This is a genomic window from Natrinema sp. 74, from assembly GCF_046097095.1.
Lineage (GTDB): Archaea > Halobacteriota > Halobacteria > Halobacteriales > Natrialbaceae > Natrinema.
The window spans coordinates 36509-47994 of the sequence record NZ_CP175698.1 but is presented as its reverse complement, the minus strand read 5'-3'; the positions used below and the strand labels follow the sequence as shown (position 1 = coordinate 47994).

General features: G+C 66.0%; 11 protein-coding genes. 5 read left to right on the top strand and 6 right to left on the bottom strand.

What is annotated here, in order from left to right:
• Positions 1–45: 45 nt before the first annotated feature.
• The 4 genes from ACJ70B_RS00225 to ACJ70B_RS00210 all read right to left on the bottom strand — a co-directional run bounded on the left by ACJ70B_RS00225 (position 46) and on the right by ACJ70B_RS00210 (position 5398).
• Positions 46–2319, bottom strand: coding sequence for a PQQ-dependent sugar dehydrogenase (locus ACJ70B_RS00225; RefSeq protein ID WP_408958414.1), 2274 nt, complete (start codon positions 2317–2319; stop codon positions 46–48).
• Positions 2320–2613: 294 nt separating this feature from the next.
• On the bottom strand, positions 2614–3678 hold the full coding sequence (locus tag ACJ70B_RS00220) for a sodium:calcium antiporter (protein ID WP_408958413.1): 1065 nt from the start codon (positions 3676–3678) through the stop codon (positions 2614–2616).
• A 59-nt stretch (positions 3679–3737) separates the two neighbouring features.
• Positions 3738–4976 (bottom strand): sodium:calcium antiporter, encoded by a 1239-nt coding sequence (locus ACJ70B_RS00215; RefSeq protein ID WP_408958412.1) that lies wholly within the window; start codon positions 4974–4976, stop codon positions 3738–3740.
• A 134-nt stretch (positions 4977–5110) separates the two neighbouring features.
• Positions 5111–5398, bottom strand: a complete 288-nt coding sequence (locus ACJ70B_RS00210; protein WP_408958411.1) for an ArsR/SmtB family transcription factor — start codon at positions 5396–5398, stop codon at positions 5111–5113.
• A 182-nt stretch (positions 5399–5580) separates the two neighbouring features.
• On the opposite strand from ACJ70B_RS00210, the gene ACJ70B_RS00205 reads away from it, so the two are divergent.
• Positions 5581–5889 (top strand): amphi-Trp domain-containing protein, encoded by a 309-nt coding sequence (locus ACJ70B_RS00205; RefSeq protein WP_408958410.1) that lies wholly within the window; start codon positions 5581–5583, stop codon positions 5887–5889.
• Between the two features lie 83 nt (positions 5890–5972).
• On the opposite strand, the gene ACJ70B_RS00200 is transcribed toward ACJ70B_RS00205, so the two are convergent.
• Positions 5973–7280, bottom strand: coding sequence for an ABC transporter substrate-binding protein (locus ACJ70B_RS00200; protein ID WP_408958409.1), 1308 nt, complete (start codon positions 7278–7280; stop codon positions 5973–5975).
• Positions 7281–7538: 258 nt separating this feature from the next.
• Here ACJ70B_RS00200 and ACJ70B_RS00195 point away from each other — a divergent pair, with 258 nt between their 5' ends.
• The 3 genes from ACJ70B_RS00195 (at position 7539) to ACJ70B_RS00185 (ending at position 9991) form a co-directional block, all read left to right on the top strand.
• Positions 7539–8594 (top strand): SMP-30/gluconolactonase/LRE family protein, encoded by a 1056-nt coding sequence (locus ACJ70B_RS00195; RefSeq protein WP_408958408.1) that lies wholly within the window; start codon positions 7539–7541, stop codon positions 8592–8594.
• Between the two features lie 283 nt (positions 8595–8877).
• A complete protein-coding gene (locus ACJ70B_RS00190; RefSeq protein ID WP_408958407.1) occupies positions 8878–9132 on the top strand; it encodes a HalOD1 output domain-containing protein in 255 nt (84 codons plus the stop codon).
• An 85-nt stretch (positions 9133–9217) separates the two neighbouring features.
• Complete coding sequence (locus tag ACJ70B_RS00185; RefSeq protein ID WP_408958406.1) at positions 9218–9991, top strand: MOSC domain-containing protein; 774 nt, start codon at positions 9218–9220, stop codon at positions 9989–9991.
• Positions 9992–9994: 3 nt separating this feature from the next.
• Here ACJ70B_RS00185 and ACJ70B_RS00180 read toward each other — a convergent pair whose 3' ends face one another.
• Positions 9995–10324 carry a hypothetical protein gene (locus ACJ70B_RS00180; protein ID WP_408958405.1) on the bottom strand — a complete coding sequence of 110 codons (330 nt, stop codon included), beginning with the start codon at positions 10322–10324 and terminating at the stop codon, positions 9995–9997.
• A gap of 192 nt (positions 10325–10516) precedes the next feature.
• On the opposite strand from ACJ70B_RS00180, the gene ACJ70B_RS00175 reads away from it, so the two are divergent.
• The gene (locus tag ACJ70B_RS00175) at positions 10517–11314 is read left to right on the top strand and encodes a helix-turn-helix transcriptional regulator (protein WP_408958404.1); all 798 of its coding nucleotides are present in this window, start codon (positions 10517–10519) and stop codon (positions 11312–11314) included.
• Positions 11315–11486: the final 172 nt, after the last annotated feature.

Here is an 11486-nt window from a genome sequence, read left to right as displayed (position 1 = left end):
GCGTCGGAATGCGACGGCTCGAGAACGACTCGAACCGAAGTCGAGTTACTCGTCCGTCTCGTTGCCGCCGGTTTCCGTCTCGTTGCCACTTGCTTCCGTCTCGTTGCCACCAGCGTCGCCGTCTGTCGTACCATCACCGTTGTCCGATTCCTCGCCGTCGGCGGGGACGAGCCGGTGGACCGCGCCGTCACCTTCGACCGTCGCCGTGGTGGTCGTGAGGACGTAGATCTCGCCGTCGGCACCCTCCCCGAAGGCGTACACGAAGCCGCTCGGGCGACCGTCCTGGGCGGCCTCGCCCTGAAGCTGGATCTGTTCGATGGGCCACAGGCCGGCCTGGGCCGATTCCTGCGCTCCGCCACCGTCGCCGCCGTCGTCGCGCGCTTCGTGGAGGTCGTCGCCGGCCGTCTCGTTACCTCCCATTTCGTCGTCAGCCGTCTCGTTACCGGCCGTCTCGTTGTCAGCCGTCTCGTTGTCGGCCGTCTCGTTGTCAGCCGTCTCGTTGTCAGCCGTCTCGTTGTCAGCCGTCTCGTTGTCAGCCGTCTCGTCGTCACCGTTTTCGGTCGGCGGCTCGAGAAACAGGTCCTCAAGGTCGTCGCTGCCGGCGTCCTGCCAGTCCTCCGCCGGCCGGGCGAGGAAGACCGTCCCGGGGCTCTCCCCGTCTAAGCTCCAGTCGCCGAAGACGTAGGTCCCCTCAAGTTCGCTGATCGCACCGCCCTCATAGAGGTAGCCGCCGGTGACTGAGACGCCGATCTGATCGCCGACGACGCCACCATTTTGTCGCGTGCCGCTGGCCGCCGATTCGCCGGTGGTGTCGCCGTTCTCGGTCGCGTTACCGGTGGTGTTGCCGCCGGTATCGGTCGTGTTCACGGTCATATTGCCGCCGTCGTCAGTCGCGTTGGCAGTGGTGTTGCCGCCGTTGCCGCCGTTGCTGCCGGCGTCGGGCGGGGACTGGATGATCCCGAGCTCGTGGGGGTACTCGAGCACCGGATCGCGAAGGTCTTCGCCGCCTCGGACATCGTCGGGAGTGGTCTCCGGACACTCGTCAGGCGGCGTGTTCGGGGTTTCCGTGCTGAAGCAGTAGGTTCCCTCTTTGACGTTCCAGCTGTAGTTGCCGCCCGACTCGACGTAGTTGACGCTCTCGATCAGGTTCTGACCGACGTCCGCCGCGAGGAGTTCCCCGCCGGAGGTAAAGGACATCCCCCAGGGGTTCCGGAATCCCCAGGCGAAGTATTCGTCGCTGTGGCCGTCCATATCGACGAGTGGGTTGTCATCGGGGATGGCGTACGGTTGTCCCTCCGATTCCCCGTCGACGTCGAGCCGCAGAATACCACCGAGGAGATTCTCTTCGGTGTCCTGGCCGTTACCGCCCTCGTTATCTTCATACCAGTCGGAGACGTGGCCGAGGCCGACGTCGTTCGCCGCACCGCCGTCACCGGTTCCGACGTAGAGGTAGCCGTCGGGGCCGAACGCGAGCGACCCGGAGTTGTGGTTAAACTGGGGCTCGGGGAGCTCGAGCAGCCGACGCTCCGAATCCGGGTCGGCCGTCGCGTTGTCGTCGCTCGCGGTCTGGTACTCCGCAAGGACGAACGTGTGGTCGTAGTCGTCAGGCATGTCGTCCTGTAACGGCGCGCTGTACCGGATGTAGAAGCGGCCGTTCTCCGCGAAATCTGGATGGAACGCCAGCCCAAGTAGGCCGCGCTCGTCGAAGTCCATGAACTCGATGAGCCGGTCCGAGACGTCGAGGAACGGCTCCTCCTGAAGGCCGTCCGGGCCGTGAACGTAGATCTGTCCCGTCTGATCGGTGATGAACCGCCGGTCGGAATCGTCGTTGGGAACGGTCAGGCTCGTCGGCGCGGTCAGCCCCTCGGCGACCGTCTCGATGCCGACGGTCGGTCCCGCGCCGATGTATTGCCTCGGCTGTTCGGCCGCCCCGCCGCCGCCCGCCTTGTCGGCGAAGACGATGTCGCCGCGCATCGAGACCGGGTGCGGGCCGCAGTAGTACTGGGCCATCCCCTCCTGGGCGGTGAACTCGACCGTCTGGGTCGTGCCGGCTCCCGCGACGATCTCGGTCGAGACGAACTGTTCGTCGCCGCCCTCGCTCTCGATGTTGAAGTTATGCCCCGCACCGTCGAGATTCTCCCACGTGAGCGTGTACGTCTCACCTTGTACGAGGGTGAGGGTCGGATTTCGCTCGTCAGCGATCGCCTCCGGTTCGATGCCGATCCACCCGCTGATCCGGCCGCCAAGCCGAATCTCGCTGGGAAGCCCCTCCTCTTGGGCCGCTCCCGGCAACGCCAGGCCCGCAACGGAGAGCGCCACGGACGAGCGGAGAACGTTTCGCCTCGAAATCGCCGATTTGTCGCCGTCGTTTCGTGTCATAGTATTACAGTACGCCACACCGGACAGCGGTCCGGATCACCCCGCGTACCGGATATCGTAGTGTCCATATCGGGCAATAAACCGACTCGATCGTTCCCCGCTCAAGATCGACTTGTCAGCACTCCGTCTCCCCAACGCGCATTTATCGCATCTCAACGCTGTGTTTCGATAGACAGGTCACACGTCGTCGACCGTCCCCACGTCTTAGACCCCGGACGGAAACGGGCGTGACCGTCACAGGTAGTTCGCGACCCAGTAGGCGACGTACCAGCCGAGCAGGATGACACCGCCGATCCGGCTGACGCGGCCCCGCTCGAGCAGGACCGTCACGACGAGCAGGCTGCCGGCGAAAAACGGCCAGTGGAGCGCCAGCACGTCGCCGCCCGTGGCGACGGGGTGAAGCACCGCGATGAGGCCGACGTTGGCGGTCATATAGAAGACCGTGCTCCCGACGACGTTCCCCACGGCGAGTTCCGGTCGCCCCTGCCGGACCGGTTCGACGGTGAGCGCCAGTTCCTCGAGCGAGGCGATGAAACTCAACACGGTCGCGCCGAAGGCCAGCCCCGAGATGCCAAGCGCCACGAAAATCCCCTCGGCGCTGTACACCGTCAGCCCCGAACCGATCGTCATCCCGACCGCCGCGAGCACGGCCACGCCGAGCGTGACATACCCGCTCTGGCCCTCGAGCGAGGGAACGAACTCGTCGAGATCGAGGTCGAGATCCGGGCCGCGCTCCCGCGTCTGCCGGCTCGCCCTGCCGCCCCCGTCGGCGGCTTCCGTGCTCGGTTCGGGCTCGAGGTCGACGACCTCCTGTACTTCCTCGGAGAGCAGATACCGCGTCTCGGTGCGGCGCTCATACCAAAAAATGAAGGCCAGCAACGGGACGAACAGGGCGACGAGGGCACCGCCCTCGAGGGTGCTGATCGTCCTGCCGATCGACAGCGCGAACGCCGGAACGGGCGCGAGCACGAGTACGAGCAGGTATGCGCGAGGAACGTCCATCCGGAACGGCACGAGGAGCCCCGCGAGCCCGACCGCGACGGTGAGGACGAACAGCGACTCCCCGAAGACGGTCCCGAGTGCGAGCCCCGGCAGGGAGACGACCGCCGCTGTCACCCCGAGTACGGCGTTCTCGAGGTCGACACCGGCCAGTACGACCGCGAGGAAGAAGCCCGAAATCCCGAGCGAGACGGCGCTCTGCGCGACCGCCTCGATGAACACCTCGACGCACCAGATCACCAGCGCGACGCCGACGAGAAACACGCCGGCGAGCACCACCGGCGAACTCGGGGCGACCATGTCCGCGACCTACCTCGGCAACGTACTTAGATCCCGACCGCTGTCGCGTCGAGCGGGCGTTAACCGCCGATCGGGACGCCGCCGAACATGGCGATCGCGACCAGCCAGTAGACGACATAACAGCCCCCGAGCAGGTAGCCGTGCCACCGCTTTAGTTCACCCGTAGAGAGGAAGTACGCGGCGAGTGCCGTCACGACGATCACTGACGGGAGGTGAAACACCAGCACGGACCGGGAGACCTCGAGTTCGCTCAGGAGCATGACGACGCCGACGTTGCCGGTGACCGAGAAGAGGACGCTCCCGATGACGTTTCCGACGCCGATTTCGGGGACACCCCGTCGGACCGGCTCGATCGTCAACATTACGTCCTCGAAGGTGAGGATCACCGTGAGGACGGTCGCGCCGAAGACGGTTTCGTCGATGCCGAAGCCGTCGATGGCGGCCTCCGAACCTGTCTCGAGTAGCATCGAGGCGAGGACGATGCCGGCCAGTGCGAGAACGGAGAGGCCGAGCCAGAGCCACCCGGCGCGCCCGTCGGCGAAGCGGTCCTCGGGAATGTCGGAGAGCGAGGCCGGGACGGCCACCCCGCCGTCTGCCATCCCACCGTCGGCCTGTATCTCTTCGCCGAGTTCGGTGTTCCGAAACACCGGCGTCTCGCGCTGGGACTCGCGAACGACGATGTATCCAAACAGCAGGACGAACGAACCGAGCAATAAGAGCCCGTGACCGAACGTCAGCGTTCCGGCGAGGACGAACGGGAGCAACAGGAACGGGGCCAGCGCGAACAGGGCGACGTAATCGGTCGGCAGATCGACCGGGAACGGGCTGACGATCGCGGCGAGCGCGAGCGTCGCGCCGATGATCGCCAGGCCGGTTCCGAGCGCCGTCCCGAGCGCGGCCCCCTCCAGACCGCCGGCCGACAGCACGAGCGCGAGCACCGTATCGTCAAATTCGAACCCCGTGAACACGATCGCGAGCGCGAACAGCGACACCTGCAGTCCGAACGCCGCGCGAGTGAGATAGCCGATCAGCTTCTCGACACAGACCGTCAGCACGATCCCACCCAGCGCGAGGACGACTATCGCACCGACCAGTCCCCGACCCTCGACGAAACTCTCGATGACCCCCTCGAGACCGCCCTCGCTTTCGGCGTCGTCACCCGTCGCAGCGCCATTGCCGTCACTCTGAGCGAGAGCGGGCGCGGCCGGAATCGAGACGACGAGTAGCGCGACCACCACGAGGGGAAGGAGCCACCGTGTCGGTCGATGAACGACGGTCTCGATGCGGGATCGAAACATGTGGATAATTCATGGGAACCACTGGCATATATCTAACAGTCCGAAGAGAGACGTTCACGGGAGATCCATACACGCGTTTTGCGGGAGACGTCTACACGGACGCCTCGAGAAACGAACTCGAACGCAATCTGTGGCTATCCGTCACCGGAATCGTCGAGGTCGGCGGCCTGCAACACGAACGTTCGCTCCGGCGGCGGGGCGATGCGCAACTCGATCGCCGCGTCGAGTTCGTAGTACTTCCGGTTCCCCCGCCTGTAATGGGTAACCAGCCCCTCCGATTCCAGCGTTGAGAGGTGGTAGACGGCGGTCTTGCCGTCCATACCGACCGTCTCCGCGAGTTCCGAGACGTACCTCGGTCCCCGCGAAAGCTCCCTGAGAATTTCCAGGCGGTTTCCGTTTCCCAGGGCGTCGATGAGGCTCATGACCGTCGATTTCGCGATCCGGATCAAGAAGCGTTTCGCCGATGGCCGCCCCGGTCGGTGAGCGACGATCGCCGTCCGACGATCGCCGCCGCACGTTCACGAGACCGTCGCACTCGGCGATCGAGTCACGTATCGCGTCCCGTGAACGCAGTTTTATCGGCGTCGCCGTGGCACAATCACGCATGGGTGACCGCGTCAACGTTCCCGACGACCGGATCGGTGACCGCCGGACGATCACGAGCGGCTTCTTCGAACGGGAGGTCTACCTCTCGAGCGAGGAGACGGCGGCCTTCCTCCACGATCTCGCCGACCAACTCGAATCGGGGTCGTCGTTTACCGTCTCCGCCTCGGAGTGGGAGATTCCCTTCGACTACCGCGATCCCGTCGAGGTCGAGATCGAGTTCTCTCAGCAACGCGAGCGCGAACTCGAGATCGAACTCGAGTTTACGGAGCCAAGCGGCGGCGACGAGCTGTCGGTCCGCGAGGGATAGGCATACGAGCCACTAGACTGCAGTTACGGCAACCCTGGGACCCGCTTTCCGGGGGACGCCGGTACCCAGTTACGGCAGCCGCATCAGTCGGCGACGATGCCGCCCTGCGCGAGCGCGTCGCGGAGGTTCCGCCAGTCGTCCGGCGAGTGCCACCCCCACCCGCGCCGGCGGACCGCGTCGCCGCCGAACCGGTCGACCGCCGCTTCGAACGTCCGTGCGATCCGCTCGGGGGAGTCGTCCGTCTCGCTCGCGAACTCGCTCGCGGCCGCTGCGGTCTCACGGGCCGCGTTTGCCCGGCCGGCAATCGTCGCAACGAGGACCGCCTCGACGCGAGCGCGTCGCCGTTGCAGCGTCTCCTCGGCCGCGATCAGCGCCGGACCGTACGCGGGATAGGCGTCCGAGACGGCGACGACCTCCACCTGCCGCTCTGCGACCTCGAGCCGATCCGGGTCTGGAACCATTCCCGTCACGGCGTCGACCTCACCGGACTCCAGCGCCGCGCGTTCCTCACCGCCGACGTCGACGAGGTCGACGCGCTCGCTGAGATCGGCCTGCTCGAGGAGGAGTCGCCCGAGCAGGCCCGTTTCGGTGCCCGGCCGCAACCCGATGCGCCGGCCTGCGAGTTGCTCGAGTCGCTCGAACGGACCGCCGAAGGCCGCCCGCGTCGTGTAGAGGACGACCATCGAGCGCTGGAAACAGACCGCGATCGGGACGATCGGTCGGCCGCGAGTTCGCTCTCGGAGGATCGTTGCCGCGCCGGCGACGCCGACATCGCAGTCTCCCGACGCGACGGCGGCCGCGGCCGCTCGGGAGCCGTCGTACTCCGCGAACGCGAGCGAAATGTCGCTCTCGTCGGCCGACCGCGCGGCGAACAGCGGCAGATGAAGCGCGTTCGAACGCCAGTTCAGGCCGACGGAGACGCACTCGGGTCCTGCTCGCTCGCCACCCGAGTCGTCGGTTTCGGGAGTCGACTCACGGTCGCCGGCCTCCGGCGACGCGGACGGATCCGTCTCGAGGGCCGCCGCGGTGCGCTCGCCCTGCTCGATCAAGCGATCAGCGTGGTACACGTACGTCCGGCGGACGGTCTCGGACAGTGGAGCGACGGCGTGCCAGGCTTTCGGCGGCCGACCGGGGTCGGCGGTCGACGCCGTCGTCTCGGCGACCAACTCCGCGGCGACCAGTTCCTCGAGCGCTGCCGCCGCCGCGTTCTTGCTCACTCCCGCGCCGATGTGGACGGCCGTTCGAGTGGCTACGTCGGCCAGGTCAGGATCGCCCAGCCGGCACAGCAGATACGCGAGGACGCGGGCCGCGTTCTCGCCGAGCCCGACCGACAGCCGTTCGACGAGCGCCTCGTCCTCGTCGGTCAGGACCGGAAACGTCCGGACGTCCATCGGAGCGTAGTACCGCACCGAGCGCCATAAACCAGCGGTGGCCTCGCTTCGCTCTCGGCCGTTCGGTCCCGTCGGCGGACCCACCGTCTGACCGGCGACCCCGGCTCGAGCCGACGCCGTCACGGGCGGCGATAATCCTTCGTGAGTCATACCCAACACGAATTTCCGCCCGTGTAACGGTTGGTAACAGTCCGATTTGTCGGGAAACGATGCGCGTTCTTTACCCGATGCCGGGTGGTGTCGTCAGCCGTCGAATTTATGACACGTAATAGCACGAACGGTTCGAGATCCGAACGGAGCACTCAAGCACTCCCGTCCAGACGCTCGTTTCTGGGAAGCGTCGCCGCGGTTGGCGCACTCGCTGGAGTTCCGACCGGCGTCGTCGGCCGGCAAGACGAGGCGGCAGTGAAGAACCTCGAGATCGTGACCGAGTTCGAACCGCCGGCATTGCCAGAAAACCTCGCGATCGCCGATCAGGGGACGGTCTACGGGAGTATGGGACCGTCGGGGCAGATTCTGGCCGTCGACCCGCAGGGGAGCCAGTCGACCGTCGCGACGATCCATACCGGCGACCAAGGGCTCTTGCTCGGGATAACGATCCTCGGTGGCGCCATCTACGCCGCGAACGGCTCGGGCCAGCAGGAGACACACGGCATCTGGCGTGTCGAACTGGACGGCGGCGAGCCCGAGCGGATCACACCGCTGCCGCCTCAGGAATCGATGCCGAACGGAATTATACCGGATCCGACCACGTCGGACGCGTTGCTCGTCTCCGATCATCTGGCCGGCGCGATCTGGCGGGTGACGACCGACGGCCAGGCCGAGGTCTGGGTCGAAGATCCGTTACTGGACCCGAACGCGGAGGCACAGACGCCGGTCGGCGCGGACGGGCTGGCCGTTCATCCGGACGGCGACGTGTACGTCGACAACCTCAACGCGGGCTCGGTCATGCGAGTACCGGTCGCCGACGACGGAAGCGCCGGGCAGGTAGAGCAGGTCGTTCAGGATCAGGGACTCGTCGGCGTGGACGGGATGACGATCGATCAAGACGGCGGGATCTATCTCGCGGTGAACGCGCAGAACAAGATTTCCCTCGTCACGAGCGATGAGGAGATCGAGACGGTCGTCAGCGGATCGCCCCTCGATTTCCCCGCCGACGTGCACTTCGGAACGACCGAGGAGACGGCGACGAGGCTCTACATCGCCAACTTCGCGTACGGGACTTTCCTCCAGGAGCCGGGGGCCGCCGAGCCGAGTCTCGCGCGGATCGATGTCGGCACACGCGGTTACGTCCCCCAACCCGCCGACGATTAACCGCCGGCTGGCAGACCACCGATGGCTTCCCGAATCGGATCGCCGTCGGTCGGTCGATCTCCGTTCCGACCGCTTGGCCGCAGTCCCGCCTCCCTCGGCGACCGTTCCAACGGTAGCGAGGCGACCGCCGACGGCTCCCCCATAGATGTGGGCGAGAGCATTGGCTCCGTCGTCACGTCCCCGTCCTCGCGTCACCGACTCGAGCCCGCGATGGCCGATCGCAACAGCCATGCATACGACCGTTTCGAAAGTTATTAATATAGTAGTGTGGCGGTAAATAGCGATGGAACAGACCCTCGCGGTCGACACCGACGAGGTGTCAGAGCGAATCGTCACAGGGGTAGCAGCGCTCGAGGGAACCGATCCGATGGAGTTACCGCCGCTGTTCGAAGCGATCGATCCCGATGCACTGACTGCGATCTTCGCGACGACGGAATCCGGCGGATCCCGGAGCGGCAACGTCGCGTTTACGTACGCGGATCACCGGGTGACGGTGGAGTTCGACGAGGACGATGAACCGGTCGTAACGATCGAGTGAGCGCGGCGTCGACCGTACGACCGTCGTTGCAATCTACTCCCGTTCGAGCGAAAACTACTAGCTTGACGGTCGAGAGGTAGCGCCAATGGCACGACTCAGCCGACTCCGTGCGTATCCGGTCAAGGGACTCGACGGTATCGATCTCGAGACGGCCGCGATACGCGAGGGCGGGACGATCGCCCGCGACAGGGAGTTCGCCCTGTTCGACGCCGACGGCGAGGTCGTAAACGGCAAACGGACCGACCGCGTCCACGATCTGAACACCGATTTTGATCCCGACACCGGCGATCTCACGGTCGAGACCGCCGACGGCGAACGTCGGCAGTTCGCGCTCGAGCGCGAGCGCGAAGCGGCCGCGGAGTGGTTCAGCGAGGTTTTCGATGCGGACCTCTCGCTCGAGCGCGATACCACGCTCGGCTTCGTCGACAGACGCGAGATGGGGCCGTCGGTGATCAGCACGGCGACGCTCGAGACCGTCGCCGACTGGTTCGACGACCTGACCGTCGACGGCGCGCGGCGACGGTTGCGAGCGAACATCGAAGTAAGCGGCGTCGACCCCTTCTGGGAGGATCGGTTCGTCGGCACCGACGCGCCGGCGTTCGAACTTGGCGACGTTCGACTCGAAGGGGTGACGCCCTGCGGTCGCTGCGTCGTTCCCCAACGTGATCCTGACACCGGCGAACCGACGCCGGAGTTCCGGAACCGGTTCATCACGAAGCGCGAGGAAACGTTCCCGGAGTGGGCCGACGCGGACGCGTTCGACCACTACTACACGGTAATGGTCATCACGCGCATCGCCGAGCGTGACCGCGGCAAGGCGCTCTCCGTCGGCGATTCGGTCGAAGTCGTCGACCCCTGATTTTCAGTGATCGATACCCGGTCGCTGGAACGTGGTCTCGGCACTGCCTCGCTCGTCGGCTGGCTCCGAAAGCACTGACTCGAGTTCCGGTGCGGCCAGGATCTCGTTTCGCTCGGGCTCGTCGGGCCGCCGGAAGTAGTAGGTATCCGCACAGCCGGCGACTAGCTCCGAGAGCGGTTGATCTTCGTCGTGGACGACCGAGACGAGGTCCCCCGTGACCGCGATCAGCGCCGCATCGTCGGGTTTGTAGAGTGCGTCTCTCAGTTCACAGACGGTACAGTCGGCGGGTAGCTCGAGGGTGACGCCGTCGACGGTCGCCCATCGCGTCTCCATGGGCGGTCGTTCGTGGCTAACCGGTTATACGGTTGTGCCCGCAGACACAGGCCGGTCAGGTCGCGGTCGATACGCGGTGACGGGTCGCCGGCCGCGACCGGCCCGCCGACGGGAAACGCGGCAGCCGAGCAGTGTCACGACGTGCATAGGGCCGATGAGATAAAGTGGCGGTATCCGAACGTATCGATTCGGATGAGTGATTGGGGACCGAACGCGATCGAGACGCTCGAGTTCGTGGCGCGATCGCCGTGTCGAGTGCGACTCCTCGAGACGCTCCGCGGTGGGGAACTCGTTTCGCGGGACTCGTTGCAGGCCGAGGTCGATGTCGTCCGAACGACGCTGCAACGAAACCTGACGGGACTGGCAGATCGCGGGCTGATCCGCGAACGGAATCGCTGCTACGAGATCACGCCGGCGGGATCGCTCGCCGTCGACGGGGTATCGATGGCCCTCGAACGAGTCGGCGCGGCGGACCGACTGCGTCCCGTTCTCGAACGCGTGCCGGCGAGCGAACTCGAGTTCGGTATCGAGCGACTGCTCGACGCGACAGTGGTCGAAGCGACGACGGCTAACCCGTACGCGCCGGTCGACTACCACGTAGACAGCCTGACGAACATGGACCACGCCAGGCTGTTGTTGCCGGCGACGGGGGCTGAGCCGCTTAGCTCGTCTCGAAGTGCGATCGAATCGGGAGCGACGTTCGAGCTCGTTGTCACCGAATCGGTCGCCGAGACCCTGCAAACGGAGCCACCGGTCGCAGACGAGTTCGCGGCGATCGCCGATTACGACGGCGTCTCCCTGTCGGTCATCGATGACGACCTTCCCTTCTACCTGGGGGTCGTCGACGACGCCGTCCAGATCGGCGTTCACGACGACAGCGCGCTGCCGACGGCGCTCCTCGAGACGACCGACGACCGCGTCAGGGAGTGGGCGATCGACCGGTTCGAGGCGGCGAAGCGACGAGCGACGCCGGTCGACGGCCGGGAGTGACGGGCGACCGTCGTTCGGCGTGCATACCGTGCACACCGTGTGCGGGATACACTGATATCGTCTCGCGGCCGCAGTGCCAATGCGGTAGGTGGTGCAACAGTAACCGCACGGCGCTGTGGCGCAGACGGCTGACGGATGGGGGAGGTGGTCCCGCGCGGATCACGACGCGTCC